The sequence below is a fragment of the Microvirga solisilvae genome, from assembly GCF_022808595.1.
Classification (GTDB): domain Bacteria; phylum Pseudomonadota; class Alphaproteobacteria; order Rhizobiales; family Beijerinckiaceae; genus Microvirga; species Microvirga solisilvae.
In genome coordinates this window covers 75,894-102,891 of record NZ_JAKUCN010000004.1, presented here as the reverse complement: position 1 = coordinate 102,891, position 26,998 = coordinate 75,894, and the positions used below count along the sequence as shown (strand labels likewise).

At 61.6% G+C, this 26,998-nt stretch carries 33 protein-coding genes; 17 read left to right on the top strand and 16 right to left on the bottom strand.

All coding sequences use genetic code 11. From position 1 onward, the window contains the following. Positions 1 to 36: 36 nt before the first annotated feature. Entirely contained in the window at positions 37 to 2,745 is a 2,709-nt protein-coding gene (uvrB, locus tag MJ639_RS10230) for an excinuclease ABC subunit UvrB (protein WP_243371266.1), read from the top strand. 28 nt (positions 2,746 to 2,773) lie between these two features. On the opposite strand, the gene MJ639_RS10225 is transcribed toward uvrB, so the two are convergent. Both MJ639_RS10225 and MJ639_RS10220 read right to left on the bottom strand, forming a co-directional pair. After that, positions 2,774 to 3,157: a YbhB/YbcL family Raf kinase inhibitor-like protein gene (locus MJ639_RS10225; RefSeq protein WP_243371264.1), complete on the bottom strand. Its 384-nt coding sequence runs from the start codon at positions 3,155 to 3,157 to the stop codon at positions 2,774 to 2,776. A gap of 507 nt (positions 3,158 to 3,664) precedes the next feature. Next, positions 3,665 to 3,823 (bottom strand): DUF3309 family protein, encoded by a 159-nt coding sequence (locus MJ639_RS10220; protein WP_243371262.1) that lies wholly within the window; start codon positions 3,821 to 3,823, stop codon positions 3,665 to 3,667. 280 nt (positions 3,824 to 4,103) lie between these two features. Between MJ639_RS10220 and MJ639_RS10215 the strand changes: the two genes are divergently transcribed. Together MJ639_RS10215 and MJ639_RS10210 are read left to right on the top strand one after the other, a co-directional pair. Further along, entirely contained in the window at positions 4,104 to 4,331 is a 228-nt protein-coding gene (locus MJ639_RS10215) for a NepR family anti-sigma factor (RefSeq protein ID WP_243371260.1), read from the top strand. Further along, positions 4,328 to 4,876: a sigma-70 family RNA polymerase sigma factor gene (locus tag MJ639_RS10210; RefSeq protein WP_243371258.1), complete on the top strand. Its 549-nt coding sequence runs from the start codon at positions 4,328 to 4,330 to the stop codon at positions 4,874 to 4,876. The genes MJ639_RS10215 and MJ639_RS10210 overlap by 4 nt, the downstream gene beginning before the upstream one ends. A gap of 112 nt (positions 4,877 to 4,988) precedes the next feature. Here the strand turns inward: MJ639_RS10210 and infA are convergent, their stop codons facing one another. The 3 genes from infA to MJ639_RS10195 all read right to left on the bottom strand — a co-directional run bounded on the left by infA (position 4,989) and on the right by MJ639_RS10195 (position 6,025). Beyond that, positions 4,989 to 5,270 carry a translation initiation factor IF-1 gene (gene infA, locus MJ639_RS10205; RefSeq protein ID WP_009494617.1) on the bottom strand — a complete coding sequence of 94 codons (282 nt, stop codon included), beginning with the start codon at positions 5,268 to 5,270 and terminating at the stop codon, positions 4,989 to 4,991. Between the two features lie 91 nt (positions 5,271 to 5,361). Beyond that, entirely contained in the window at positions 5,362 to 5,571 is a 210-nt protein-coding gene (locus MJ639_RS10200) for a cold-shock protein (RefSeq protein ID WP_047188264.1), read from the bottom strand. A 184-nt stretch (positions 5,572 to 5,755) separates the two neighbouring features. Then, positions 5,756 to 6,025 carry a hypothetical protein gene (locus MJ639_RS10195; protein WP_243371256.1) on the bottom strand — a complete coding sequence of 90 codons (270 nt, stop codon included), beginning with the start codon at positions 6,023 to 6,025 and terminating at the stop codon, positions 5,756 to 5,758. 174 nt (positions 6,026 to 6,199) lie between these two features. On the opposite strand from MJ639_RS10195, the gene MJ639_RS10190 reads away from it, so the two are divergent. From MJ639_RS10190 to MJ639_RS10170, 5 genes are all read left to right on the top strand, one after another. Continuing rightward, positions 6,200 to 7,009: a BON domain-containing protein gene (locus MJ639_RS10190; RefSeq protein WP_243371253.1), complete on the top strand. Its 810-nt coding sequence runs from the start codon at positions 6,200 to 6,202 to the stop codon at positions 7,007 to 7,009. Positions 7,010 to 7,172: 163 nt separating this feature from the next. After that, positions 7,173 to 7,547 (top strand): hypothetical protein, encoded by a 375-nt coding sequence (locus tag MJ639_RS10185; RefSeq protein WP_243371251.1) that lies wholly within the window; start codon positions 7,173 to 7,175, stop codon positions 7,545 to 7,547. Between the two features lie 122 nt (positions 7,548 to 7,669). Then, positions 7,670 to 9,256, top strand: a complete 1,587-nt coding sequence (locus tag MJ639_RS10180) for a class I SAM-dependent methyltransferase (RefSeq protein ID WP_243371249.1) — start codon at positions 7,670 to 7,672, stop codon at positions 9,254 to 9,256. 99 nt (positions 9,257 to 9,355) lie between these two features. Then, positions 9,356 to 10,171: a nucleotidyltransferase family protein gene (locus MJ639_RS10175; RefSeq protein WP_243371247.1), complete on the top strand. Its 816-nt coding sequence runs from the start codon at positions 9,356 to 9,358 to the stop codon at positions 10,169 to 10,171. Next, positions 10,164 to 10,886 carry a metallophosphoesterase family protein gene (locus MJ639_RS10170; protein WP_243371245.1) on the top strand — a complete coding sequence of 241 codons (723 nt, stop codon included), beginning with the start codon at positions 10,164 to 10,166 and terminating at the stop codon, positions 10,884 to 10,886. The genes MJ639_RS10175 and MJ639_RS10170 overlap by 8 nt, the downstream gene beginning before the upstream one ends. 9 nt (positions 10,887 to 10,895) lie before the next feature. Here MJ639_RS10170 and MJ639_RS10165 read toward each other — a convergent pair whose 3' ends face one another. Next, positions 10,896 to 11,117 carry a hypothetical protein gene (locus MJ639_RS10165; protein ID WP_243371241.1) on the bottom strand — a complete coding sequence of 74 codons (222 nt, stop codon included), beginning with the start codon at positions 11,115 to 11,117 and terminating at the stop codon, positions 10,896 to 10,898. A gap of 141 nt (positions 11,118 to 11,258) precedes the next feature. Between MJ639_RS10165 and MJ639_RS10160 the strand changes: the two genes are divergently transcribed. Next, positions 11,259 to 11,840: a type 1 glutamine amidotransferase domain-containing protein gene (locus tag MJ639_RS10160; RefSeq protein ID WP_243371239.1), complete on the top strand. Its 582-nt coding sequence runs from the start codon at positions 11,259 to 11,261 to the stop codon at positions 11,838 to 11,840. Between the two features lie 73 nt (positions 11,841 to 11,913). On the opposite strand, the gene MJ639_RS10155 is transcribed toward MJ639_RS10160, so the two are convergent. Further along, positions 11,914 to 12,942 carry a Tim44 domain-containing protein gene (locus MJ639_RS10155; RefSeq protein WP_243371237.1) on the bottom strand — a complete coding sequence of 343 codons (1,029 nt, stop codon included), beginning with the start codon at positions 12,940 to 12,942 and terminating at the stop codon, positions 11,914 to 11,916. Positions 12,943 to 13,216: 274 nt separating this feature from the next. After that, on the bottom strand, positions 13,217 to 13,486 hold the full coding sequence (locus MJ639_RS10150) for a DUF3072 domain-containing protein (RefSeq protein WP_243371235.1): 270 nt from the start codon (positions 13,484 to 13,486) through the stop codon (positions 13,217 to 13,219). A gap of 184 nt (positions 13,487 to 13,670) precedes the next feature. Between MJ639_RS10150 and MJ639_RS10145 the strand changes: the two genes are divergently transcribed. Continuing rightward, on the top strand, positions 13,671 to 14,915 hold the full coding sequence (locus MJ639_RS10145; RefSeq protein WP_243371233.1) for a Y-family DNA polymerase: 1,245 nt from the start codon (positions 13,671 to 13,673) through the stop codon (positions 14,913 to 14,915). Positions 14,916 to 15,005: 90 nt separating this feature from the next. Here the strand turns inward: MJ639_RS10145 and MJ639_RS10140 are convergent, their stop codons facing one another. Further along, entirely contained in the window at positions 15,006 to 15,893 is an 888-nt protein-coding gene (locus MJ639_RS10140; RefSeq protein ID WP_243371231.1) for a branched-chain amino acid aminotransferase, read from the bottom strand. Positions 15,894 to 16,085: 192 nt separating this feature from the next. On the opposite strand from MJ639_RS10140, the gene MJ639_RS10135 reads away from it, so the two are divergent. From MJ639_RS10135 to MJ639_RS10125, 3 genes are read left to right on the top strand one after another with little or no spacing between them, the layout of a single operon-like run. Beyond that, positions 16,086 to 16,583 carry a MarR family winged helix-turn-helix transcriptional regulator gene (locus MJ639_RS10135; RefSeq protein ID WP_243372020.1) on the top strand — a complete coding sequence of 166 codons (498 nt, stop codon included), beginning with the start codon at positions 16,086 to 16,088 and terminating at the stop codon, positions 16,581 to 16,583. 40 nt (positions 16,584 to 16,623) lie between these two features. Then, positions 16,624 to 17,343: a response regulator gene (locus MJ639_RS10130; protein WP_243371229.1), complete on the top strand. Its 720-nt coding sequence runs from the start codon at positions 16,624 to 16,626 to the stop codon at positions 17,341 to 17,343. After that, entirely contained in the window at positions 17,340 to 18,707 is a 1,368-nt protein-coding gene (locus MJ639_RS10125; RefSeq protein WP_243371227.1) for an ATP-binding protein, read from the top strand. The genes MJ639_RS10130 and MJ639_RS10125 overlap by 4 nt, the downstream gene beginning before the upstream one ends. On the opposite strand, the gene MJ639_RS10120 is transcribed toward MJ639_RS10125, so the two are convergent. From MJ639_RS10120 to MJ639_RS10100, 5 genes are all read right to left on the bottom strand, one after another. Then, the gene (locus MJ639_RS10120) at positions 18,708 to 19,061 is read right to left on the bottom strand and encodes a tRNA-binding protein (RefSeq protein ID WP_243371225.1); all 354 of its coding nucleotides are present in this window, start codon (positions 19,059 to 19,061) and stop codon (positions 18,708 to 18,710) included. 18 nt (positions 19,062 to 19,079) lie between these two features. Beyond that, on the bottom strand, positions 19,080 to 19,778 hold the full coding sequence (locus MJ639_RS10115) for a TetR/AcrR family transcriptional regulator (RefSeq protein ID WP_243371220.1): 699 nt from the start codon (positions 19,776 to 19,778) through the stop codon (positions 19,080 to 19,082). Between the two features lie 56 nt (positions 19,779 to 19,834). Next, on the bottom strand, positions 19,835 to 20,662 hold the full coding sequence (proC, locus tag MJ639_RS10110) for a pyrroline-5-carboxylate reductase (RefSeq protein ID WP_243371217.1): 828 nt from the start codon (positions 20,660 to 20,662) through the stop codon (positions 19,835 to 19,837). 86 nt (positions 20,663 to 20,748) lie between these two features. Continuing rightward, positions 20,749 to 21,249 (bottom strand): type III secretion system chaperone family protein, encoded by a 501-nt coding sequence (locus tag MJ639_RS10105; RefSeq protein ID WP_243371206.1) that lies wholly within the window; start codon positions 21,247 to 21,249, stop codon positions 20,749 to 20,751. Between the two features lie 247 nt (positions 21,250 to 21,496). Then, positions 21,497 to 21,763 (bottom strand): accessory factor UbiK family protein, encoded by a 267-nt coding sequence (locus MJ639_RS10100; protein ID WP_243371204.1) that lies wholly within the window; start codon positions 21,761 to 21,763, stop codon positions 21,497 to 21,499. A gap of 134 nt (positions 21,764 to 21,897) precedes the next feature. Here MJ639_RS10100 and lgt point away from each other — a divergent pair, with 134 nt between their 5' ends. From lgt to pgeF, 3 genes are read left to right on the top strand one after another with little or no spacing between them, the layout of a single operon-like run. Continuing rightward, the gene (lgt, locus tag MJ639_RS10095) at positions 21,898 to 22,755 is read left to right on the top strand and encodes a prolipoprotein diacylglyceryl transferase (RefSeq protein ID WP_243371202.1); all 858 of its coding nucleotides are present in this window, start codon (positions 21,898 to 21,900) and stop codon (positions 22,753 to 22,755) included. Then, entirely contained in the window at positions 22,752 to 23,828 is a 1,077-nt protein-coding gene (locus MJ639_RS10090) for a class I SAM-dependent methyltransferase (RefSeq protein WP_243371200.1), read from the top strand. Before lgt ends, MJ639_RS10090 begins: the two co-directional genes overlap by 4 nt. Before the next feature lie 13 nt (positions 23,829 to 23,841). Next, on the top strand, positions 23,842 to 24,609 hold the full coding sequence (gene pgeF, locus MJ639_RS10085; RefSeq protein WP_243371188.1) for a peptidoglycan editing factor PgeF: 768 nt from the start codon (positions 23,842 to 23,844) through the stop codon (positions 24,607 to 24,609). Here pgeF and MJ639_RS10080 read toward each other — a convergent pair. Beyond that, complete coding sequence (locus tag MJ639_RS10080) at positions 24,599 to 25,357, bottom strand: SDR family oxidoreductase (protein ID WP_243371186.1); 759 nt, start codon at positions 25,355 to 25,357, stop codon at positions 24,599 to 24,601. The genes pgeF and MJ639_RS10080 overlap by 11 nt on opposite strands. Positions 25,358 to 25,652: 295 nt before the next feature. Between MJ639_RS10080 and MJ639_RS10075 the strand changes: the two genes are divergently transcribed. Beyond that, a complete protein-coding gene (locus tag MJ639_RS10075) occupies positions 25,653 to 26,306 on the top strand; it encodes an outer membrane protein (RefSeq protein WP_243371184.1) in 654 nt (217 codons plus the stop codon). 57 nt (positions 26,307 to 26,363) lie between these two features. Here MJ639_RS10075 and MJ639_RS10070 read toward each other — a convergent pair whose 3' ends face one another. Then, on the bottom strand, positions 26,364 to 26,969 hold the full coding sequence (locus MJ639_RS10070; RefSeq protein WP_243371182.1) for a glutathione S-transferase family protein: 606 nt from the start codon (positions 26,967 to 26,969) through the stop codon (positions 26,364 to 26,366). Positions 26,970 to 26,998 lie beyond the last annotated feature (29 nt).

Here is a 26,998-nt window from a genome sequence, read left to right as displayed (position 1 = left end):
TTTTAATCTTCGCAGCTTTGTACCATATTCGTTCCCATGGCCAAGACACCGAAAAAGCCCAAGCTTTCCACCGGGAAAGCCTCCAAGCCCGAGCTGAAGCCCCTAGCTCCTCATCTCGCAGATCTGCTCAATCCCGCCGTCAATCGGGAGCGAGAGGCGGCGGAGGGTTTTGCCGAGCGCGCGCAGGAAACCTTCATCCATGGCGACGTCACGGATGTGGACCCTGCCCTTGCCAAGAAGCTCGGCCTCAAAGGCCCCGACGACGGCCCGGATGTTGCGGAAGAGCTGGGCGATTTGACGTCGGGCACCGGCTTTACGGCCACGGTCGATGCGCTCTCCAGGCTGCTCACCGAAGGCGATCCGCGCTTCAAGAACGGTAAGCCCTGGGTGCCGCACCGCCCGCCCCGCCCCGAGAAGTCGGAAGGCGGCATTCCGTTCAAGATCAAATCCGATTTCACGCCCTCCGGCGATCAGCCGAATGCGATCCGCGAGTTGGTGGATGGCGTGCGCCGACAGGAGCGCGACCAGGTGCTGCTCGGCGTCACGGGCTCAGGCAAAACCTTCACCATGGCCAAGGTGATCGAGGAGACGCAACGCCCTGCCCTCATCCTCGCGCCGAACAAGACGCTGGCCGCGCAGCTCTACGGCGAGTTCAAGTCGTTCTTCCCCGACAACGCGGTGGAATATTTCGTCTCGTATTACGACTATTACCAGCCCGAAGCCTATGTGCCGCGCTCGGATACCTTCATCGAGAAGGAAAGCTCCATCAACGAGCAGATCGACCGCATGCGCCACTCCGCGACGCGCGCTCTGCTCGAACGCGACGACGTGATCATCGTCGCCTCCGTGTCGTGCATCTACGGTATCGGCTCGGTGGAAACCTATACCGCCATGACCTTCTCCGTGAAGGTGGGCGAGAAGATCGAGCAGCGCCAGCTCATCGCGGATCTCGTGGCTTTGCAGTACAAACGCATCCAGAGCGATTTCGCGCGCGGCACCTTCCGCGTGCGCGGCGATGTGATCGAACTCTTCCCGGCCCACTTGGAAGATCGTGCCTGGCGCATCGGTCTCTTCGGGGACGAGATCGAGAGCATCGTCGAGTTCGATCCGCTCACGGGCAAGAAGACCAACGACCTGTCCTTCGTGAAGGTCTACGCGAATTCGCACTATGTGACGCCGCGCCCGACCCTGCAGCAGGCCGTGAAGGGCATTCAGGACGAGCTGCAGCATCGCCTGCAGGAACTCGCCCGCGCGGGCCGCCTGCTCGAGGCGCAGCGCTTGGAGCAGCGCACGCAGTTCGATCTCGAGATGATCGAAGCCACCGGCGTGTGCAACGGCATCGAGAACTATTCGCGCTATCTCACGGGCCGCAAGCCCGGCGAGCCGCCGCCGACCCTGTTCGAATATCTGCCCGACAATGCTCTCGTCTTCACGGACGAGAGTCACGTCACCGTGCCGCAGATCGGCGGCATGTATCGCGGCGACTTCCGCCGCAAGGCGACGCTCGCCGAATACGGCTTCCGCCTCCCCTCCTGCCTCGACAACCGCCCGCTGCGTTTCGAGGAATGGGACGCCATGCGTCCGCAATCGGTGCATGTGTCGGCAACGCCCGCCAAGTGGGAGATGGAGCAGACCGGCGGCGTGTTCGTGGAACAGGTCATTCGCCCGACAGGCCTCGTCGACCCGGTGGTAGAGATCCGTCCCGCGCGTTCGCAGGTTGACGACCTCGTGCACGAAGTGAAGGAACTCTCCGCTCAAGGGTATCGCACCCTCGTCACCACGCTCACCAAGCGCATGGCCGAGGACCTCACGGAATACATGCACGAGAACGGCATCCGCGTGCGCTACATGCACTCGGATATCGACACGCTGGAGCGCATCGAGATCATCCGCGACCTGCGTCTCGGTGCCTTCGATGTGCTCATCGGCATCAACCTGCTGCGTGAGGGTCTCGACATTCCGGAATGCGCGCTTGTCGCCATTCTCGATGCGGACAAGGAAGGCTTCCTGCGCTCCGAGACCTCGCTCGTGCAGACCATCGGCCGCGCGGCGCGTAACGTGGAAGGCAAGGCCATCCTCTATGCCGACAAGATCACCGGCTCCATGGAACGCGCCATCGCAGAGACGAACCGCCGCCGCGAGAAGCAGCTCGCCTACAATGCCGAGCATGGCATCACGCCGCAGAGCGTGAAGAAGAACATCGCGGACATTCTGGAGAGCGTCTACGAACGCGATCACGTGTCCGTCGATACGGGCCTCGCCGACAAGACCGTCGGCCACAACCTGAAGGCCGTCATCGCGGATATGGAAAAGCGCATGCGCGAAGCCGCAGCGAACCTGGAATTCGAGGAGGCTGCGCGCCTACGCGACGAACTCAAGCGCCTGCAGGCGACGGAGCTCGCGATCAGCGACGATCCGATGGCGCGGCAGGCCGATGTGGAGCGCGATGCCGGCAAATATGGCGGCTCGCGCAAGTATGGACGCAATGCCAACCTGCCGCCGAAGGGACTTCCCGCTTCCGCTGATGGCGCGAGCGAAGGTGACGAGGATTCCGGCTCTTACGGCCCGCTCGGCAAAGGCCGCTCGGACGAAGGCACCCGCATCCGCAAGCCCGGCCTCGACGAGATGGGCCCCGGCACGGATCGCGAGGTCCCGTTGAATTACCGCGAGCGTCCAACAGGTCGTTCGACGCAAGGCTTTGCGGGGCAGAAGCCGAAATACAAAGGTGGGCGGAAGGGGCGGTAACACCGCTCCTTCTCAAGCCATTAGCATATCACTCAGGAAATTTGCGCTGCGTGACGGCCTGTCCCAGTACTCCGCCATTTGCACCGAGGGCTTTGATTGTCCACTGGTAGGTATGCACCTGTCCGGGCGGTGGGCTAGGCGGATTGTAGCCCCATCCAGCGGAAATCGTATTGCAAGGAATGGCATTCTGGCCTGCCTGGTAAGATGCCTTACCACCACCATGAGGATAGCTCGGCACATCGAGATCCACCATCTTCAGTTCGAAGCTTGCCGTGCCCTTCGGCACGCCGGTCAGCTTGAACTCGGGAGAGGTCCCGCACCAGCGCATGGTCGCACCGAATTTCGATTGCGCCGTCGCGCTCGATATTGCCGCAGCAAAACCCATAACCGTTAGAAGAAGTAGCTTTTTCATTTTGCCCCCGTTTTCGGAATCCCCGAAACGCATGAGAGAACAGCAGGCAAAAGCACCGAAGGTCAATCTTGAGGTGAATGAAACTCACACTCTCTTCGGTTGTATCCTATCGGAAGATCAGCATGATCATGCACAGCATCTCTATCATTTGCACGGTCAGAGGACGTTGTGACCGCTACTGGCTCGCTCGTATCCAATTCGATGCGCCCTACGCCAACGGCTTTTCCTGATTGACACAAGCATCGCGTCCGAACCCGCCATCCGTTGCAACAACGGATGGCGGGAACGACGCTTGGCCTTCGAAAGCTGAAGCGAAAGACGCAGGAGCAGTCTCACGTGATACTGCATCGATCGCTTCACGTGTGCCCGGAGAGCCGCGACGAGAAAGAGCTACATCGCCGCTTATTCCAACTCTGTGTGGGGCCACACAAGCTGAGCAGTATGCCTTAATCCTCAAACGGAAAAGGGCGGCCGAAGCCGCCCTTTTCTCTGGCTGATCGCTTTCGCTTACAATCGTCCCATCAGCAGCAGGATGATGAGGATCAGCAGGATGACGCCGAGCAGGCCGCTCGGACCGTAACCCCAGCCACGGCTGTGAGGCCATGCCGGCACCGCGCCGACGAGCAGCAGAATAACGATGATGAGAAGGATGGTGCTGATAGCCATGATGTTGCCTCCAATCTTGGCTCCGGCTTGAAGGAGCGCGTGGCCTTACATGGAGGATCCATGATCGGGTTCGGCATTCCTGCAGTCGGAACTGAACTGTTGCAGGGAAACTTGGCCGTTGGGATTTGGTTCCCTGATTTGTCACAAAACCCACATCGATGAATCTCTGCCGTAACGGAACGATCAGGATGACTTGGCGTTAGCAACACGGCGATTGGGTGCCGCCGTCTTGCGCGACCCCTGCGGGAGGTCGCCGCTTCAGACGGATCAGGACGACCCGATGCAAAAGAAGAATCCAAAGCTCATGCCCCATTACGATCCAGAGCCTGTTCCGGGCCTCAGAAAATCTTCATCACCAGCGCTTAGCCGCTCAGTACAGGCCCAGCTCGGTCAGCGTTTGCGCCAGTTCTACGAGGCTTTGGCACTCGGCGAGCAACCGGTTCCGGATCGCTTCATCGAAATCATCAACCGTTTGGACGAGCGTAAGCCGGAGAAGCAGCAATCATGAGCATCGATACCGATCTTCGCGATTCCATGCTCAAGGCGACACCGAACCTGCGTGCCTTTGCCATCTCTCTCACGAACAACGTGGACCGTGCGGATGATCTCGTGCAGGAAACCTTGATGCGGGCAATTGCCAACATCGAGCGGTTTCAGCCCGGCACGAACATGCAGGCCTGGCTCTTCACCATTCTGCGCAATCTTTTCCATTCCGAGTATCGCAAGCGCCGCCGCGAGGTCGAGGATGCGGACGGCAAGTATGCGGCCGCCCTCTCCGTGCAGCCGGATCAGTTGCCTCATCTCGATTTCGAGGATCTGCAGAAGGCGCTCGCGCGTTTGCCGCACGATCAGCGCGAGGCGCTGCTGCTCGTGGGCGCATCGGGCTTCTCCTACGAGCAGGCGGCGGAGATTTGCGGCTGCGCCGTCGGCACCATCAAGAGCCGCGTCAACCGCGCCCGCAACCGCCTCGCGGAGTTGATGCATTTCGAGGATATGGACGAGGATATCGGCCCCGATCGCGTCACCCTGTCGGTCATGCACGCGGTCGCCTGATCGGAGCCATTCACAAACACCAAAGCCCGGCGCAGCGGAGAACCGCTCCCGGGCTTTTCTTCATCGAACCTAACGGACAGAAATTGCGCGTGCGTCAGGCCGCGCAATCGGCTTACCGGCGACGGAACTGCTGGTTTCCGCGCTGCGGCGGGCGGGGGCCGGAGGATGCACCCGAGTCCTTGTGACGGAAGATGAGACGGCCCTTCTCAAGATCGTAGGGCGACATCTCGACGGTCACGCGATCGCCCGCGAGCGTCTTGATGCGGTTCTTCTTCATCTTGCCGGCGGTATAGGCAATCACCTCATGGCCATTGTCGAGCTGCACGCGATAGCGCGCATCCGGCAGAATTTCGGTCACAAGACCTTCGAAGGTGATCAGTTCTTCCTTTGCCATGCAAAGTCTTCCTCGTAACAAAAAAGCCGCTCCTTAAGGGAACGGCCGATAGGCAAGAGGGCGCGCCATGCACGCCCTCAGGTATCAAACCTTACGCGTTCTGCAGGTTCACTGCAGAGGTGCGGCCGGTGCGCTGGTCCGTCTGAAGCTCGTAGGAGATCTTCTGACCCTCGCGCAGGCCACGCATGCCGGCGCGCTCAAGCGCCGTTGCATGGACGAACACGTCCTTGCCGCCGTTGTCGGGCTGGATGAAACCATAACCCTTGGTTTCATTGTACCACTTCACGGTTCCCTGTTCCATGGGAAATCCTTTCACTGTCGCTTGCACGTGGGCGGGGGCCAAAAGCCAATACGCCCGTTAGTCGATATTGGTAGAGAGAGGAACGTGCGCCCGGCAGTGCCAAAGCGGTGTAGCCCAGTCGTCCGGCCAAATGTCGATGGCGAGAAGTTAGGGTAAGGATAGGGCAAATGCAAGGCGGGGACGCTTAAGCCTTCTTGGGTATATCATCCCCTCTAAGCCTTGAAACAACACTATGAAGGGCCCGCTCGCCCTCGCCCGTGAAGCGGATCTCCTCGCCATCGGCCTCGACGAACCCCCTCCCCGTCAGTTCGGAAACGGCAGCATCGCTGGCCTTGTGTCCCATGCCGTCGCGCTGGATCACGCTTCTGACCGTCTGGCCGCTGGACAGCCGATGATAGGCCGCAAAGGCGAAGACCGCTAAGGCCTCGTCGCTCAAACCCGACAGATCAGCCATGATGAACCTCGCTTCAGGACCATTGCACATCCCGTCAATGCAGCTCCGGGATTCCCGTTCATGGCAATCCGCCAAAAAGCCTTGAGAGGAACGGCTTTCAGCGCCTCACGTTGATGGAGCAAAGCCCTGCCAATGGCAGGCTCACCCCCAAGTACAACGAAGAGGAGCGCTCCCATGGCCAACGACCGCTATCGTGACGATGACGGCTACATCGCCCGCCGAGGCTTCGGCAATGAGCGAGCCGGCTACGACCGCGACCGCAGCCGGGATACCACCCATGAGAGGACGCCGAGGCGCGATTACGGCGATTCCGCCGGCTACGGGTCAGGCGGCTCGGCCCGCGACTGGCACGACGTCGTCGGCGAAACCCGTGATTATGACCCATCCTCGACCTTCGGCTCCGACCGGACCTGGGATCGCGACCGGGGGTACCACCCACGCGCCGTAGGGACCTATGGCCGTGACCAAGACCGATCCCACGGTTCGGACAGTTTCGGCCGCGGTTCCCGCGATGCCTATGACGAGAGAGGCTTCTTCGAGCGGGCGGGCGACGAAGTCCGCTCCTGGTTCGGCGACGAGGATGCCGAACGCCGCCGCGACCAGGACATGCGCCAGGCAGGCCTTCATCGCGGACGCGGCCCCAAGGGCTATCAGCGCTCGGATGACAGGATCATGGAGGACGTGAACGATCGCCTCACCGAGGATCCGCATCTCGATGCCTCCGAAATCGAGGTTTCGGTCACGGGCCGCGAGGTCACCTTGAGCGGCACGGTGAACAGCCGTTTCGAGAAGCGGCATGCGGAGGATATCGCGGAGTCCGTCTCCGGCGTCACCCATGTGCAGAACAACCTGCGGGTCCAGCAATATGCGGATATGGGCATGGGCGGCAGCATGCTCTCAGGCGCGGGCGCGGCGGGAGCCGGGACCGTCGGACAGCCTGCCACGGGCACGGGCAGCACCACCGGCCGCAAGACCGAAACCTGACCTTTAGGTTGGGCTGGAAGCCCTTTTCCCCTGGAAAACTTGCGGCTGGACTGACAGGTGCGCCTCCTCCCTTGGGAGCGGGGCGCACCTGTCGTACCAAGGAGGCTGCCTTTTCCTGCGCGGCGCAGGACCCCATATGCTCGGGGCAAGGATGAGGACAGCAATGGCCGGTATTTCCGTCACGCTCGAGGGCGACAACATTCAGCTTGCCTTCCAAAAGGGAGAGCAATCGACAGCGGTCGTCATGGATCCGCATGCCGCCCGCTCGCTTGTGAAGGCCCTGAGCCAGCTTCTCATAGCCATTGGCGAGACTGTCGAAGACAGCGGGGACGTGCCCGAGGAACTCGTGGAGGTCACCTCCTCGACCATCGATGTCGGAACCGACGAGCACGGCTTGGCCGTGGTGGGCCTGCAGGCCGGCCTGATGCCGCCCTTTCTGCTGCGCCTCAAGGACGATGAGGCCCGGCACATCGCCACCAGCCTCCTGGAAATCCTCAACAGCCCCCGGGATGTGCGGACCTCGCACGGCGACCATTAACGACAAGTGCTCCTGTACATCTCTGCAATCTTGATCTGATCCGCACGATCTGCGAATAATGTTGCATATCTTTACGTAACGACGCCTGAAGAACTGCGCGCTCCAGGCAGAGCGGATCAACCATGGACAGCTGGAATTCAGGCTACGTCACGGACGTGGATTACACTCACGGTTTTTATCGTGACCTCACGCCCAACCTTCTCAATTTTGTCGCCCTGCTGCACAACGTGGATGTTCCAGGCGGCGATCTTACGCCGAGGGCCTATTGCGAGCTTGGCTGTGGCCAGGGGTTCACGACCAACCTTCTCGCGGCGGCGAACCCACATATCGAGTTCTATGCGACGGACTTCAATCCGCGTCATATCTCCAACGCCCAGAGCCTGGCGGAGGAAGCCGGTCTCGGGAATGTCCACTTCTCGGACAACAGCTTCGGCGAGTATCTGCAAAGACACGACCTGCCGGACTTCGACTTCATCACGCTTCACGGCATCTACAGCTGGGTGCTGCCTGAGGTGCGTCAGGAGATCGTTCAATTCATCCGCAGGAAGCTGAAGCCCGGCGGCGTCGTTTACATTTCATACAATGCGATGCCCGGCTGGGCGTCCGTGATGCCGCTCAGGCGCTTGATGATCGAGCACGCGGATTCTCTGGGAAGCTCCCGTCCCCTGATGCCCAGGGTCAAGTCATCCATGGCTTTCCTTGACGCGCTCAAGGACGCGGACGCTGACTACTTCACGCGCCATCCCTCGCTGAACCAGCACCTGGATTACATGAAGAAGAATTCGCTGAACTACATCGTTCACGAATATTTCGGCCGCGACATGACGCCATTCTATTTCACGGATCTGGCGCGGGAGCTCTCAGAGGCCAAGCTCACATGGGTGGGCCATTCACGTCCGACCATGGGAATGGACGATTTGCAGCTGACGGGCGAACAGCGCAACTTGCTGGACGGAATCGAAGATCCGTCATTCCGCGAGACCGTTCGCGACCACATGATCAATCAGAAATTCCGCCGGGACATCTTCGTCAAAGGCCCGACCAAGCTCAATGGAAAGGCTTCTCAAAAGAAGTGGCTCGATCAACGCTTCACTCTGGTGAACGGAGACAAATTGTCGTCCAACATCAGCGGCAGGCGGCATGGGGCTCAACTCAATGAGGCGATCTTCAAAGACCTGGTTGCGGCGCTCGAAAACGGCCCCCGCTCTCTCGGCGATCTGATGAGCATGCCCGAATTCTCGCATCTCCAGATGAAAGGCCTCGTCGACATCCTGACCTTCCTCATCGATCAGGATTCCTGCTTCCCTTGCCTTCCTGCCGATGGACAGGCTGAGCGCATCCTTCGCGCCAATCGCTTCAATAAGGTCGTCGCGCAACGAACCCGGGACCGGCAGAAACAGCATGCCTTTGCGTCGGGAGTGACAGGAGGCGGGTTGCCCCATGACAAGACCGCCCAGATGATCTGGCTCTCCATGCAAGATAGCCGAGGAAATGTCATTGAGGCTCTCCGGGAAAACCTGAATCAGGCGGGTCTCAGGCTTAACGTTGGAGGCAATGCCTCTTCGTCCGATGATGAGACGCTTCATGGGCTTCGCGCCATCATCGAATCCCCGGATCACCAGAAGATGCAGACCTTCTGGCGCGCCACAGGCTTGATCGAGGCGCAAGAAGCAAACCCGAAGCCGCAACAGCAGCTAAAGATTGCCTAAGGGGCGACTTCTGCCTGAAGCTTGGCCTCTCGCGGAACTTCATTACTGCCATACGGTTGTCGAACGCGGGTCATTATCGGCCCCGCTTTGGACAAGGCCATGGCAGCTCACGACCCGGACCTCACATCGAACATTCCCCACAGCGTCCCCATCATGGATGCCAAGGCGGAACCGACGCTGAAACATCCTGAATCCGAAGCGTTCTATGCGGAGGCCCTGCGGGAGTTGAACCAGTTGGGCCTGCCCTTCCTCCTGGCTGGCACCTATGCCCTCTCGGCCTATACAGGAATTACACGCCCGACGAAGGATCTCGACATCTTCTGCAAGGCCGGCGACTACACCCGCGTCCTCTCGCATTTCAAGAATCTCGGATATTCCGTTGAGATCGAGGATGACCGCTGGCTCGGCAAGGTCTTCAAAGGCAAATACTTCTTCGACGTGATCTTCGCCTCTTCGAACGGCACGATGCCGATTGGCGATCCCTGGTTCGAACATGCGCGACAGATCGAAGTCTTCGGTACGCCCGTGCGCATCGTCGGCCCTACCGAACTCATCTGGTCCAAATGCTTCATCCAGCTGCGCCATCGCTATGACGGCGCGGATGTAGCTCACACGATCTTGAAGGCGCACGATCAGATCGATTGGCATCGCCTGCTCGCCTACATGGAAGTGCATTGGGAAGTGCTGCTCATGCACTTGCTGAACTTCCGCTGGATCTATCCTTCCGAGCGCGACAAGGTTCCGCGCTGGGTCATGGACGAGTTGCTCGACCGCCTGGCCAAGCAGCTCGACCTTCCGCCGCCGCAGATGAAGGTGTGCCGCGGACGGATGTTCTCCCGGATCGATTACGAAATCGACGTGAAGCAATGGGGCTTCGCCGATGTGGGCGGCGAAGGTGAATGGCGGAATGAGTGAGATCGAAAAGACCATGAAGGTCGCGGCGATGGGCGACCTTCACGTGCGCGAAGACAATGCGGAGGCTTTCCGCGAGTTGTTCGGCGAAATATCGAAAGAAGCGGATGTTCTCGTCCTGACGGGCGATCTGACCGATCTCGGCAAGCCGAAGGAAGCAGAACTTCTGGCGCAGGATCTCAAGGCCTGTTCGATTCCTGTCGTGGGCGTGCTCGGTAATCACGATTACGAGTGCGGCGCCCATGAAGAAGTCACGCGTATACTCCGCGATGCGGGCATGAAGGTGCTCGACGGACAATCCGTGGAAATCGACGGTGTCGGCTTCGTCGGCGTCAAGGGATTTGCCGGTGGCTTTGGACGGCGCATGCTCGGCTATTTCGGCGAGCCCGCCATGAAGCAGTTCGTCAACGAGACCATGAACGAGACATTGCGGCTCGAGAATGCCATGCGGCAGGTCAAGGCCAAACGCTCCGTCGTCATTCTCCATTATGCGCCGGTGGTCGATACCATCGAAAGCGAACCGCTGGAGATCTACCCCTTCCTTGGATCCTCGCGTCTTGCCGAAACCATCGATCGTTTCAAGGTGAGCGCCATCGTGCATGGCCACGCTCATCGCGGCCGCTATGAGGGCCGCACGCCCGGTGGGCAGCCCGTCTATAATGTGGCGAAATACATCGAGAAGCCGACGGGCAGACCCTATGCCATTCTTGAAGTCTGAACGTCCTGGTCAGAGCCGTGTGCCCGGATCGGTCGGATTGCCCGGAAGGTAATCGGGCTCGGAGCCTGGGCCTTTCGGATCGGTGATGCCTGGATCGTTCACCGGATATGGCGTACGCGGCCCCGTCGGCCCCGTATCGGGCATATCATCGGGATCGGTGCCTGGCGGGACATCACTTGGAATATTGCCGCCGGGCAGCGGGTCGTTGTTCGGAATGCCTGGATTGACCATTCGCTGTTTCCATCTCGGTGAAGAGTCCGTGATGGGATCAACAAGTCCGCGCGAATGAGGTTCCGCGTCCGCATGTCGCCGGAACCGCCGCCCCATTCATCCGTTCCATCGCTATCCCCTAAAACAACGATGGAGAGCATCATGCCTGACATCAAACAGGCCCGAATTCTCATTATGGCGACCGATGGTTTCGAGCAGTCGGAACTCATGGTTCCGCAGCAGAAGCTCTCGGAAGCCGGCGCGAAAGTCGAGATCGCAGCACCCAAGTCGCGCATGAAGCCCGACGATATCCGCGGCTGGGACGAAAAGGACTGGGGCAAGAGCGTAAAGGTCGACACGGATATCGAGAGCGTCGATCCGTCGGCTTATGACGCGCTCGTTCTTCCCGGCGGTCAGATCAATCCCGACAAGCTGCGCGTGGAGCAGAAGGCCATCGAGATCATCCGTGCCTTCTATTCATCCGGCAAGACAATTGCCGCCATCTGCCACGCTCCGTGGCTGCTCGTGGAAGCGGGCATCATCAAGGGCAAGAAATGCACGTCCTACCATTCCATCAAGACGGATGTGATGAATGCCGGTGGCCAGTGGCGTGATGAAACGGTGGTGACGGATCAGGGCCTCATCACCAGCCGCAATCCTGGCGATCTCGATGCCTTCGTGCAGAAGATCATCGAGGAGGTGCGAGAGGGCTCGCACGCGAACCGGCGTCAGGCCGCAGAGTAAGCAACGCACATCATGCCAACAAAAAAGCGGCCGGTGAGAACCGGCCGCTTCTTCATATTGTTCTGATGGCGTTTTAGGCCTGCTGGATCGCGGAGATCTTCCAAGGACCGCCCTGATCGCGGCGGAAGGTCCAAACCTCGCGGGCTTCCTGCGGCGTGGAAGGATCGCCCTCCACCACACGGCCGGTCGCCTTGTCGGTCAGCACGTCGACAACCGAGAAGCGCATGGCGACGGTCGCATACTCCGCCGTGCCTTCACGCCAGGCTTCCGACAGATCGCCCTGAAGCAGGCTGACGCCGGAGACCTTGTTCACGACGCCGCGCGAAGCGTAATCGTTGAGCTCCTCCTGGATGTAGCCAGCCATTTCGGGCGTGGCCAAATCCCAGATCTTCTCGATGTCGCTGCGCGAATAGGCATCCTGCATCTCGACGAGCGAACGCTCGAAGGCAGCGTAATCCTGCTCGCCGATGCCGATCTCATCGCGCACGTCGGTGCGGCGACGGCGATACTGGTTCATGCCGCCCAGAGCGCCGCCAAGCGCACCGCCGAGCCCGCCAGCCATCGGACCGGCCGACATGGGACGATCACCACCGGTCGGCGGAACGCTGCCGCCAGCCATCGTACGGCCATAGCCCTGCGGACCCGCATAGGATGGCTCCTGACGACGGCGGAACCACTTCATGGCGAACGAGATCAGCAGCACAATCAGGCCGATCTGCAGCAGCAGGCCAAAGACCGAGGCAAGGCCCGCAAGACCGCCGAAGAAGCCGTTGCCCATGAGCATGCCGAGCAGGCCTGCGCCGAAGAGGCCGGCCATCAGTCCCGTGCCGAAGCCGAAGCGGCGCGGCTGCGCGACGTTCGGAGCCGGAGCACCGGGACGGTTGAGGTTCTGACCCTGGTTCGGAATCTGCGAGCGCTGGATCGGCGCAGCCGCATCAGGCGCCGTCCGGGTTGCCGGCGGCGGCGTATAGGTGCGCGAACCGCGCGATCCGAAGCTGCCGCGTCCCCCGCCGACACGTGCCTCGGCGGCACTGCCGGCCAGAACCAATGCGGCGGCCAGGGCGACCATGACGCGGCTTCGGCGAGAAGCAAATTTCATCATCGTTTCGTTTCATCCCAAATGGAGCACGACGCTCCGTTTCTTATGTGGGGACGCTGAAGCTTTTGCAAAAGACCCTTTGGGTGCAATCACTCAAGAAGCGGCATCCAGGGGATAAAACTCGGGGATAAGGAGAGTTGCACACGTTCGCGCCATGTGTGCCGAAACAAGGCGGATATTTTATCAGCCATAGAATACTCACAATCCGACTCGAAACGGTCGAGTCGGATTGTGAGTATTCTATGGCTTTACAGAGCCGACTAATGAATGAGTGGACTTATCCTGATTGGCTCTTGTTGGCCTTGAGTTCATCGATCCGTTTCGAGGCTTCCGCCTTGTCGAGATCAGGATCAAAGGCCTCCGGATCGTGCGTCTGCTCTGAAAGAGTCTTGAGGTAGGAGGCCTGAGCGCCGGTCATCGGCTCATGGCCGCTCACCCACTCCTGCGGGTCCTTGATCCGATTATCCGATGGGCCAGGTGCAATCTTCGGATTGTCAGGCGCGGAATGACGGTCGTCGCGGTGAAGAGCCTTGGACTTCAAATTCATGCGAGACTCCTATTGTTCTCTTTATGTTCTTTCATGAGAACATCGGAATCAGTCCCTTGGTTCCCTTGCGGAAAGATTGGCTACCTCCAGTGAACCATCCCCGTTATCCACAGATCGGGCGATCGACTCATGGCCAAGCCTGTGTTCTCATTTTGTTCCTTCGTCCAAAGGCGAGTGAGCAAACATGCGCAAGCCGGCAGGGCTGGAGCGGCTCTATGTCGATTTCGATTCTTTCTTCGCCAGCGCCGAGCAGCACCTGCAGCCGCATCTGCGCGGCAGGCCCATGGGGGTCATTCCGGTCGAGTCCGAGCATACGGGCCTGATCGCCGTCAGCCGCGAGGCGAAGGCGCTGGGCGTCAAGCGCGGCGCCACCGTGCGCGACGTGCGGCGGCAATTTCCCGGCTTTGTCTTCGTGAATGCCCGGCACGAGCTTTATGTCGAACTCCACCGCAGGATCGTCGAGGTGATCGAGGGCATCGTGCCGATCAAGGCCGTGTGCTCCATCGACGAGGTGGTCTGCGCCCTCCTCCCCTCCGAGCAGGCGGAAGGTTTGGCTCTCGGACGCCGGGTGAAAGAGGCCATCGCGACTAAGATCGGCCCCACGCTCACATGCTCGGTGGGCCTCGGCCCCAACGACCTTCTCGCCAAGATCGCCGCCGAGGCGAACAAGCCGGATGGGCTCGCCGCCATCCGGCCCGAGGACCTGCCGGGCCCCCTGCTCTCCCTCGATCTCACCGACATCCCCGGCATCGCACGGGGCAACGCGGCAAGGCTCGCCCGCGCCGGCGTCACCGACATGGCTGGGCTCCTGCGGCTTCAACCCAAGGAACTGCGCCGCCTCTGGGGCAGCGTGGAAGGCGAGCGGATGTGGATGGGGCTGCACGGTTACACGGTCGAGCGACCGGAGACGCAGCGGCGCATGTTCGGCCACGGGCGCGTGCTGCCCCATGATTGGCGACACCTCAACGGCGCCTATGCCGCCGCTCGCGTTCTCCTGGTCAAAGCCTCGCGCCGCATGCGCCGCGCCGGCTTCTCGGCCCGTGCGCTCGCCCTCTGGCTCACCGATAAGGACAGCGCCGGCTGGTATGGCGAGGAGCGCTTCGCGCCGAGCTGGGACGACCCTTCGCTGCTTGCTTCCTTGAACCGCATTTTCCTGCATGCGGAGCGCGAGAGAACGGGCCGCAGCCGCAGCGTCCATGTGGCCTTGCACGACTTGGTGCCATTGCAGGACATCGAGGAGGATCTGTTCGGGGACAGCGCGGAGGCGCAAGCGAAACGCCGGATGGAATATCTGTGCATGATCGCCGACCGGCTCAACACGCATCACGGGCAGACGCTGCTGCATTTCGGGCCGTGGGTGGAGATTCCCGGCGGCTATGCGGGCGCGAAGATCGCCTTCAACCGCATTCCCGATATGGAGGATTTTTAGCAGACGTCTCGCTGCGACGCACACCCTCCCGAAAAGCGAAATGCCCGGCACGAAGCCGGGCATGTCAGTGTCTGCAACGCTTTCTCGGCCTTAAGCCGCCTTGGCCTTCGGCTGCACCTCGGCCGTGTAGTCGTCCATCAGCATCTTGGTGATGGCGCCCGGCGTGAACTTGTACTGGCCGACCTCGGCCACAGGGGTCACTTCCGCGGCGCTTCCGGTGATGAAGCATTCCTGGAAGCCGGCCATCTCCTCGGGCATGATCCGGCGTTCGGTCACTTCGAGACCGCGGCGCTTGGCGAGCTCGATCACCGTCTGACGCGTGATGCCGTCGAGGAAGCAATCGGCGATGGGCGTGTGAACCACGCCATCCTTCACGAAGAACACGTTGGCACCCGTGCATTCCGCAATGCGGCCCTGCCAGTCGAGCATGAGCGCGTCCGCATAGCCCTTACGCTCCGCCTTATGCTTCGAGATGGTGCAGATCATGTAGAGGCCTGCAGCCTTCGCCGTGGAGGGCGCGGTCGCCGGATCGGGACGGCGGTACTCCGCCATGTCGATGCGGATGCCCTTCATCTTCTCTTCCGGATTGAAGTAGCTCGGCCATTCCCAACAGGCGATGGCGAGGTGAATCTTGTTGTGCTGGGCAGCGACGCCCATCATCTCGGAGCCGCGCCACGCCACAGGGCGCAGATAGGCGTCCTTCAGCCCGCTCTTCTCCAGAACGAGGCGCTTGGCGGCATCGATCTCGGCGACCGTATAGGGGATTTCGAAATCGAGGATCTGAGCGGACTTCCTGAGGCGCTCGGAATGCTGCGTCGACTTGAAGATCTCGCCCCCATAGGCGCGCTCACCCTCGAAGACACCCGAACCGTAATGGAGGGCGTGCGAGAGGACATGGAGCTTGGCGTCCTTCCAGGGTACGAGCTGCCCGTCGTACCAAATCCATCCATCACGTTGATCGAAGGGGGTCGCGGACATCGTTTTCTCCTTTACTGCCGACCTTTGTGGCAACCGGGGTCGTGTAATTTCCGGTCGCTTCCGTGTCGTTTGAGTTTCATTCATTTCACGAAAGCTGCTTGACGAGTAACAATCGTCCTGAGATATGTCAACAAGGCTGACATAAAATTGGACAGGACGGTGCCAGACGCGATCCCGGCTTTCAAGCAACAGATCCCTTCACAGAACTCCGACCGGGACATCCTGGCCGAAACCCCGGCCTATGATCTGATCGAGCTGTTCTTCTTCGCCTATCGCGACTTCGTCAGCGATCCGGACAGGATCCTGGATGAATACGGCTTTGGCCGGGCGCATCACCGGGTGCTGCACTTCGTGAGCCGCCAGCCGGGCCTGACGATTGCCGAGCTCCTCGACATCCTGCGGATCACCAAGCAGAGCCTCAACCGGGTTTTGAAGGAGCTGATCGAAAAGGATTTCATCGAGAGCCGCATGGGCACCTCCGACCGGCGCCAACGCCTGCTCCATGCCACGCCGCAGGGCCATGATCTCGCCTTGAAGCTCGCCAAACTCCAGACCCGCCGCATCATGCGCGCGCTGTCCGCTGCGAGCCCCGAGGCCAAGGCGGCGGTCAGCCAGTACCTCCTGTGCCTCATCGACCCGGACGACCGCGAGCATGTGAAGCAGCTCGTATTCGGGCCGGAGAAAACCTGATAAAGCAGGGGGCCTTCACAACCCAAGCGCCCCGGAGCCCATGGAAGCACCCCGCATCGATATTCCCGATCACGCCCCCCACGTTCTCGTGGTGGACGACGACCGGCGCCTGCGCGACCTGCTCACACGATTCCTGAGCGAGAACGGCTATCGCGTGACGGCGGCGTCGAGCGCGGCGGAAGCACGCTCCATCGCCGAGAGCTTCGTGTTCGATGCCCTCGTTCTCGATGTGATGATGCCCGGCGAATCCGGCTTCGATTATGCGCGCAGCATCCGCATGACCTCCCAGGTGCCGATCCTGATGCTCACCGCTCGGGCCGATACGTCGGATCGCGTCACGGGCCTAGAGATCGGAGCGGACGATTACCTGCCCAAACCCTTCGAGCCGCGAGAGCTGCTGCTGCGCCTCGGCAACATCCTCAAGCGCACATTGCCTGCGGCAGGCGTGACAAACAACGAAGTGCCGGAGCTCATCCATTTCGGCCCCTTCTCCTATCGTTTCGACCGGGGCGAATTGCGGCGCGGCGAAGAGGTGGTGCGCATCACTGAGCGCGAGCGCGAGATCCTCACCATCCTCGGCTCCGCGACCGGCGACAACGTTCCGCGCGAGGCGCTCGCCGGCAATGGTGCTGCCGCGAACGAGCGCACGGTCGACGTGCAGATCAACCGCCTGCGCCGCAAGATCGAGGACGATCCGGCCAACCCGATCTTCCTGCAGACCGTGCGCGGCATCGGCTATCGCCTCGTGATCGACCGATGAAGATCGGCGCGGCCCTTCGCTATTCGCCGCTCGACCATGCGGCGCGCTGGTTCGGCAGGTTCCTGCCGAAGGGTCTTTATGCGCGTGCTCTCATCATCATCATCGCGCCGGTCATCCTGCTGCAATCCGTGGTCGCCTACGTGTTCATGGAGCGGCATTACGAATTGGTGACACGGCGCCTCTCCTCCGCCGTCACGGCCGATATCGCCGCGCTGATCCAGATCTACGAGAGCTATCCGCAGGACAAGGAAGCAACCACGCTCACGCGCATTGCGTCTGAGAGCCTGCAGCTCGACGTGGACATTCTGCATAACACGGACCTGCCGCCGCCCGGCCCCAAACCATTCTTCTCGGTACTCGACGAGACGCTCTCGAACGAGCTGCGCCGCCAGATCGACAGACCCTACTGGCTCGATACGGTGGGCCGCTCCAACTACGTGGAAGTGCGCATCAAGCTCAACCAGAACACGGTCATGCGCGTGCTGGCGCGGCGCAGCCAGGCCTATGCATCGAACTCGCATATCTTCCTGGTATGGATGGGCGGATCGTCCTTCGTGCTGCTCGGCATCGCCATTCTCTTCCTGCGCAATCAGATCCGCCCGATCCTGCGTCTCGCGGAAGCCGCCGAAGCACTCGGCAAGGGACGCGAGATCGAGTTTCGCCCACGCGGCGCGCGCGAAGTGCGTCAAGCCGGCCACTCCTTCCTTGAGATGAAGCGCCGTATCGAGCGCAACATCGAGCAACGCACGACGATGCTCAACGGCGTCAGCCATGACCTGCGCACCATTCTCACGCGCTTCAAGCTCTCGCTCGCCCTCATGCAGCAGACGCCTGAGATCGAGGATCTCAAGCGCGATGTGGACGAGATGAGCCGGATGCTGGAAGGCTATCTCGCCTTCGCCCGCGGAGAAGGCGGCGATGCGGGCGAGACTGCCTGCGAAACGGACTTGCGTCAGCTGCTCGAAGAAGCGCAAACGGATGCGGAGCGCCAGGGCCATATCACCGAGCTCGAGATTACAGGCGATCCCATCATCATCGTGCGGCCTGATGCATTCCGACGCCTTCTCTTCAATCTCGTTTCCAATGCTGCGCGCCATGGCGACCGGATCGAGATTTCAGCCAATCACGAAACGCGCTGGCTGACACTGAATGTGGACGATGATGGTCCGGGCGTTCCGCCGGAAATGCGCGAGGAAGTATTCAAGCCGTTCGTGCGCCTCGACGAAGCGCGCAATCAGGACGAAGGCGGCTCAGGCCTCGGCCTCGCGATTGCCCGCGACATCGCGCGCTCGCATGGAGGCGACATCACGCTGGGCGACAGCCCACTCGGCGGATTGCGTGCGACGGTGCGTCTGCCGGCGTAGTCAGTACAGACGCCCGCCCACTGGCACTTCCTTATCAGGCCGAATGAGCATCACGTCGCCATTCGCATCCGGCACGCCGAGCGTCAGCACTTCGGAGATGAAAGGGCCGATCTGGCGCGGCGGAAAGTTGACCACGCCGAGCACCAGAGAGCCGACAAGCTCTTCGATCGTGTGATTCACGGTGATCTGCGCGGATGACCGCTTGGTGCCTATCTCGGGACCGAAATCGATGGTGAGCTTGAACGCGGGCTTGCGTGCCTGCGGGAAAGGCTCAGCGGCGACAATGCGGCCGACGCGAATATCCACCTTCAGGAAATCGTCGAACGTGATCGTCGGCGAATGTGCCTGATCCATGATGCCCCCTCGTGTTCCTCAAATCGCGGCTGCGGGATTGTCCACATCGCCTTCGTCTGCTCCCCGACGCTCGCGCCGGACAGAGCGGCGTCCGTTTAGCAGCGCACGTCCCAAACCGCGCAGTGGCGCCGTCAGTCGGCGCAGATCCTCCGCGCCTTCCATGACACGCTCGCCGCGCCGCAATTCGCGGTCGAGCCGCGCCATGGTTTTCGCCAGGGCCGGATCGTCGTCATCGAGCCAGGTGCGCATGGTGTTGGTGTAGACAAGCACCGCACCTTGCAGCTTGAGCGTGCCGAGCGGCCCTTCCGTGGCGATGCCGGCAGCAGCCAGCATGAAGCGCATGGAATTGACGGCCACCTGATGCAGAGCCGTCATCGACAACGGATCATATTGAATGTCGCGCGAAATCCGCCGCAGCGATTCCTTGTAGGGTTCGAGCGCATCGAAGCGGCGCATGATCACATCGAAGATGCGCTCGCGCGCAGGCTCACCCGCCAGATCGTCCGTGGTTTCCTCCAGCACCTTGCGGTCGATCTGCCGCGAGAGACCGCCGAGCACCGCGCCCTTGGATGGGAAGAGATCGCGGAATTCCGCCAGCGTGACGCCTGCCTCCTGAGCAATATCGGTGATCTCAATCTCGCTCCAGGCACGCGCACTGGCCAGCCGCATCAGGGCATCGATGATCGCCTTACGCTTGTCGAAAGGGGCATCCGTCATAGCACTCTCCTGAACCTACAATCTTTCAGATTGATCTAGGCGCTTTGTCCGTTCTGTCAGCCCGCAAGCTCCTCGGCACGGCGCTTGGCCGCAGCTACAGCCTCGCGCATGAGGGCCTTCAGGCCGTTCGGCTCGTGCATGAGAACATCGAGCGCCGCAGCCGTCGTGCCGCCGGGCGAGGTCACGTTCTGGCGCAGGGTCGCGGGCGGTAGATCGCTCTGGAACAACAGCTCGCCCGCACCCGTCACGGTGGCGCGCGCGAGGCGCTGCGCGAGGTCCGGCGGCAGGCCGGCGGCGGCACCCGCTTCCGCAAGGCACTCGACGAGATGGAACACGTAAGCAGGCCCCGATCCCGACAAGGCCGTGACTGCGTCGATGAGATCCTCCGACGGCAGCCATTCGACGATGCCGTTGCTCGACAGGAGCGCATCGGCCATCAGGCGTTGCGTCTCGCTGACCTCGGCATTGGTGGCCGCGCCCGTCGCGCCACGGCCGATGCTGGCGGGCAGATTCGGCATGGCGCGCACGATGGCAGACGCTGCCGGAAGACGGTTTTTGAGATCGCCGATGGTCTTGCCGGCGAGAATGGAGATGATGAGAGTCTGCGGCCCGAGATAGGTATTCAGGGCATTCGCCGCGTCATCGAGCATCTGCGGCTTGATGGCGAGCACGAGCACATCGGCGGGCTTTGGCTGAACCGGATTGAGCGCGATGCCCAGCCCTGAGCAAAAGCGTGTCATCTCCTCGGAAGGGCGCGGGTCGACCACCGTCACGCCGGAGGCCTTCATGCCGACCTTGAGCCAGCCCTCCAGCATGGAGCCGCCCATCTTGCCGGCGCCGACGAGAATGAGGGACGAAGGCAGGTGCTGAGCATCGATGGGCATGGGAACTCTTCCGGCAGTGAGTGAAGCGGCGGCCGCTACTATTCACATGCCGCCCTGCCCTGTCGAGGCGGTCAAAGGTTCGAGGCTTAAGCTTCGCCCTCGGTCTCGAACAGCACGCTGTCGAGAGCCTCGCGGGCCGACTTGCCAGCCCAGATCACGAACTGGAAGGCCTGGAAATAGCGCTCGCAGGCCTCGACCGCCACGCGCAGGATCGTCTCGCACTGTTCCTGCGTCGGGTCCGCACCGCCTGCCAGCAGCAGGGAATGGCGGAACATCACCACGTTTTCCGTGCTCCATAGGTCGAAATGACCGACCCAGAGCTGCTCGTTGATGAGGGAGATGAGCTGTAGGACATCCTGCCGGCGGCGTTCCGGCACCTTCAGGTCGAAGGCGCAGGCGACGTGAAGCGCCTCCACGTCCTCGATCCAGGTGAAGGCGATATCGTAATCGGCCCAGCGCCCGGCAACGGAGACCGACATTTCGTCAGCATCCGCCCGATCGAAAATCCAGTGCCGCAGGGAGGCAAGCCTCTCCACAACGTCGAGAGGATGTTCCAGGCGATCGATTTCGAAGTGATGCTGGGACATGGCGATCCAAAAATCTTGAGCGCCTGAATTATGGCAAGCATAAACAGGCAATATCATTTCGTTGATCAGAGCAATATTTGAGAAGAACTTCCCGAATACAGAGAGGCATTCAGGATTCTTGTCACGTCAGGCCCGAATCAGCTCATGAATCACAGTCTTAGATTTTGACTCAGCCCACAATGCGCCTTCAGGACCTGTCCACAGCAGGAGGAATGCGCCAGAAGCAGAGGGCCTCTACCCCCAAAGGTCAGGTTGCAGGGCTGGACGAACCGAGCTTCTCCTCCAGCGCCTTTAGGCGGGCTTCCAGGCGCTCGTTCTCGGCGCGGGTGGCCAGAACCAGCTCGCGCAGCACCTCGACTTCCTCGCGGGTGGCGACGTCCATATCCTTGATCAGGCGCTCGAACTGGCTGCGAACCACGGTCTCCACCTCCCGCCGGACACCCTGCGCGGCGCCTGCGGCATCGGTCGCCAGACGGGCGAGTTCATCGAAAATCCGGTTCGAGGATTGAGTCATGGTCGAAAATCCACATCGTTTAGGGGCTTAAAGCCCAGGCTACCCAGATGTGGTCACAATTGAGCGAAACTGCAACCGGGTTGACGATCCGTCCCCACCGGGTCCAATGGCGCAGAGTTCAATCAGGGCCGGTCATGCCTCTTTCGTTTCCCATTCTCGATCCCGTCGCCTTCTCCATCGGCCCCCTCGTGATCCGGTGGTATGCGCTCGCCTATGTGGCGGGCCTCCTGGGCGGCTGGTTCTATGCCAAGCGGCTGGCCGCCAAGACGGCCCTCTGGTCGCCGCTGCGCCAGCCCAAGCCCATCGACATCGATGACCTGATCGTCTGGGTCGCCCTCGGCGTCGTGCTGGGCGGGCGCCTGGGCTACGTGTTGTTCTATAATCTCGACGTCTATCTGAAGAACCCGCTGGAGGCGCTGGCCGTCTGGCATGGCGGCATGTCCTTCCATGGCGGCTTCCTCGGCGCGGTGACAGCCATCGTGCTCTTCGCCCGCTCGCGCGCGCTCAACCCGCTGGCCATGCTCGACATGGCCGCCGTGGTAACGCCCATCGGCCTTTTCTTCGGACGCATCGCCAACTTCATCAACGGCGAACTCTGGGGCCGCCCGGCTCCCGATTTTCCGTATGCCGTCGTGTTCCCACATGCAGGCCCCCTGCCCCGGCATCCGAGCCAGCTCTATGAAGCCTTCGGCGAAGGCCTCGTGCTGTTCATCGTGATGGCAATCGCTGCGCAGAAATTCGGCTTCCGCCGTCCGGGTCTTCTCGGCGGCATCTTCGTGCTGGGTTATGCTATCGCCCGCATCATCTGCGAATTCTTTCGCGAGCCCGATGCGCAGCTCGGATTCCTCTTCGGCTCCTCCGTCGAGGGGTTGGGCGGCGGCATCACCATGGGCATGCTGCTCTCGGTGCCGATGGCCATCGTCGGCGCGATCTTCATCGTCATGGCAGCGCGCGGCCATACGCGTTCTGCGCAAGCCGCCGAGGCCGCATGACGCCTTTCAGCCAGCATGTGCGCGAGCGGATCGCCCTCGAAGGGCCGATCACGGTCGAGCGTTACATGGACCTGTGCCTGAGGCAGTACTACGCCACGCGCGATCCTCTGGGTTCGGGCGGCGACTTCACCACGTCGCCCGAGATCAGTCAGATGTTCGGCGAACTGATCGGCCTGTGGATGCTGGAAGTGTGGAACGCCATGGGCCGCTCGCATCCCGTTCATCTCGTCGAGCTGGGGCCGGGACGCGGCACGCTGATGGCCGATCTGTTGCGTGCCACAAAGCTCTTGCCAGATTTCGCAGAAGCCGCGCAGGTTCATCTCGTGGAGACGAGCCCGATCCTGAAGCAGAAGCAGCACGCGCAGCTTGCTTCATCAGGCATGAGCATCCACTGGCATGAGCGGTTGGAGGATGTGCCGGAAGGCCCGCTTCTCGTCATCGCCAACGAGTTCTTCGATGCGCTGCCTGTTCGCCAATTCATCGCCACCGAGCGCGGCTGGTGCGAACGTCTGGTCGGGCTCGAAGACGATTGTTTGATCTTCGGTCTGCGCGCAGAGGCAGAGACATCTCTCGGCAACCCTTTGCGCATCGGCGACACGCTCGAATGGCCGTCCGTCTCCATCGACATCATGCAGGATGCATCGCGCAGGATCGCGCGCGATGGAGGCGCGGCGCTCATCGTCGATTACGGCTATTGGGGGCCTGCCTTCGGCGACACGCTACAGGCGCTGAAAGCTCACGCCTATGTGGATCCGCTGGCTGAGCCGGGTGAGGCCGATCTCACCACGCATGTGGATTTTCATCGCCTGGCTCAAACGGCTCTGGCGAACGAGCTTCGTGTTCACGGCATCGCCACGCAAGGCGATTTTCTCGCAGCGCTCGGCATCGAGGCGCGCGCCACATCCTTGAAGAAACGCGCCACGCCGTCCCAGGCCGCGGACATCGATGCGGCCCTCGCGCGCCTGACCGAGCGCGACGAGAAGGGCATGGGTGAGCTCTTTAAGGTTTTGGCCGTTACTCATCACTCTCTCGAAGCCGTTCCCGGTTTGCCGCCCCTCGCATCAGCACCGTAGAAGTTTTCGCACCATGTTCATCCAGGCCCCTGCTCTCTCCACCCTGTCGACAATCAGCCACGCGTTCTTCACGCGCCAGGGCGGCGTGTCGGAAGGCATCTATGCCTCCCTCAACGGCGGCATCGGCTCGTCGGATGAACCAGAGCGGGTGAAGGAAAACCGACGCCGCATGGCGGAGGCGCTGAACGTGGCTTCTGACGCGCTCATCAGCGTCTACCAGGTGCATTCGCCCGATGCTGTTGTTGTCGAAGGTCCGTGGAAAGCGGAGCGTCCCAAGGCCGATGCGATGGTGACGAATGTTCCAGGCATTGCCCTTGCGATCACGACGGCCGATTGCGGCCCGGTGCTCTTCGCGGATGCAGAGAGCGGCGTGATCGGCGCGGCGCATGCGGGCTGGCGCGGCGCAGTGACAGGCGTTCTCGAATCCACCCTTCAAGCGATGGAAAAGCTCGGCGCACAGCGCAGCAAGATCGCGGCGGTGCTCGGCCCCACGATCAGCCAGAAGGCCTACGAGGTCGGCCCCGAATTCGTGCAGCGTTTTGCCGAGGAAGCGCCGGGACATGAGCGCTTCTTCCGCGCGAGCGAAAAGGCGGATCACGCCATGTTCGATCTTCCCGGCTTCATCGGCGCGCGACTGAATGCGGCCGGCATCGGCGGCTTCACCAATCTGGGTCTGTGCACTTATTCCGATGAAGAGCGGTTCTTCAGCTATCGCCGCACCACCCATCGTCAGGAGCCCGATTACGGGCGCCTGATCTCGGCGATCGCGCTTACTCCTTGATGCCTGCCACGTCCGGCGTCTCCCAGGCGAGATGCTGGCCGCCATCGACGGCGATCATCTGGCCCGTCACGCTGCGCGCATTGGCGAGATAGACGACCGCCTCCGCAATCTCCTCCGGCGTTCCGCCATGTCCGAGCAGAACGGCGCTCGCCTGCTTGCCGAAATCCTCCTCGCCTTGCCGCTCGTTCGCGAGTGTCGGGCCGGGGCCGATGGCATTCACGCGAATGCGCGGCGCAAGCGCCTGTGCCATGGTCTGCGTTGCGGAGAATAACGCCGCCTTGGTCAGCGTGTAGGAGAAGAATTGCGGCGTGAGTTTCCACACCCGCTGATCGACGATGTTGACGATGGAGCCCTGCGCATCGCCCGGCAATTGGTTGGCGAAATCCCGCGCGAGGAAAGCAGGCGCGCGCAGGTTCACGGCGAAGTGCCGGTCCCAGCGATCCTGCAAGAGGTTTGTGACCTCATCGGGCTCGAACTCGGAGGCATTGTTCACGAGCAGCGTCAGCGGGGAACCGAGCCCCCTCGCCGCATCCTCCACCAGCTTCTCGACGGCTGCGGCATCCGCGAGATCGGCCTGGACGACAGCAGCCCTGCCGCCTGCCGCGCGAATGCGCGCAGCGATCTCCTCGGCAGCGGCGGTCGAGCGGCGGCAATGGATCGCCACGCCGTAACCCTCCCGGGCGAGGCGTTCGGCGATGCTCCGGCCGATTCTCTGCGCACCACCGGTCACGAGCGCATTCTTAATCATTCTTCACCTCTTGAAACGCTAGGACGTAGCGTTAGTTGAGATCATTGCCAAGAAAATGACATTTTTCGACCCCGCCTTCGAACCAACTGCCTAGTTGTGCGTTGTGGAGTCCAGCGAGGCCATAAGGGGAAAGCTTACTTTCAACGCCACATTGCCGCCACAGTACCTTTGGGGTGCTGTGGTTGTCATGTCACAGCCCTCGTCAGGTTGTCGCTCTATAAAAGAATAGTGCTTCGCTTGGTCCAGGCGTCTCTTGGGCTGGGCGGCGCACGACATCGATAAGGAAAGAGAAACCATGAAGAAGATTCTTCTCGCTAGCGTCGCTCTGCTCGGCTTCGCCGGTGTTGCCTCGGCTGCGGACCTTCCCGCCCGTGTCGCTCCCCAGGCTCCGATCATTGCAGCTGCTCCGATCTTCACCTGGACCGGCTTCTACGCTGGTGTGAACGCTGGCTTCGCCTTCAACGGCAGCGATGACGACGGCATCGTGTTCGGCACGGACACGATCTTCGGCGACAGCGACGACGACGGCAGCTTCGTCGGCGGCGGCCAGATCGGCTACAACTACCAGATGGGCTCCTTCGTGCTCGGTGTTGAAGGCGACCTGCAGTGGGCTGACTTCGGCAGCACCACCTACGTCTTCCCGACGGGCACCGTCACGGTCGATTCCGACGATTGGTTCGGCACCGTCCGCGCTCGCGCTGGTGTGGCCTTCGATCGCGCCCTCATCTACGCAACCGGCGGCTGGGCCTTCACGGACAATCGCAACGGCTGGGTCGTTGGTGGCGGTCTCGAGTATGCCTTCACCAACAACCTCTCGGCCAAGGTCGAAGGTCTGTACGTGAACCTCGACGAGGACGATTTCGACTTCGCTGGCACGAACTACAGCACCGGCGAGCGTGACTTCGGCGTCGTCCGCGCCGGTCTGAACTATCGCTTCAGCACCTACTAAGATCCGTCGCGTCAGCGACAGATGAAAAGGCCCGGATTTCTCCGGGCCTTTTTTATTTTACGGCGTGACCTTGGTTTTCGCGAAGGCCGGCACGCGGGCTTCGAAATCGGCGAGCCATGCCACGAGCTTCGGATGCGTCGCGCGCCAGCTGCCCGCAAAGCGCAGATCAAGATAGCCGAGCGCGCAGGCGAGACCGATATGGCCGACATGGAGAGTGGCCGCCGGTGTCGAGAGATGCGCCTCTGCGTAGGCGAGACCGCGCTCGACCTTGCCCGCCTGATGCTCGAGCCATTTCGGTTCGCGCTTGTCCTCGGCGCGGAAGCGGCCCTCGTAAACCTGCAGCAGCGCGGCATCCATGATGCCGTTGGCGAGCGCCAGATCACGCAGGGCCAGGAACCGTGCTTCGCCCGCCGGATAGAGGCGTCCGCCGCCGGCAAGGAAATCGAGATATTCCATGATCACGCGGGAATCGTAGAGGGTTTCGCCATTCTCCAGGACAAGCGCAGGGATCTTGCCCAACGGGTTTTGCCGCCGCAGGGAATCCTCAGGATTCAAGGTTTCCGCTTCGACGATCTGGATGCGGTCCGTGAGACCCAGGAGAGACGCCGAGATCTTGACCGTGCGGCCGAAGGGCGATGCGGGAGACGAGCGAAGAACGAGCATGAAGGCTTCCTAGCGAAGAGAGGTTCCGA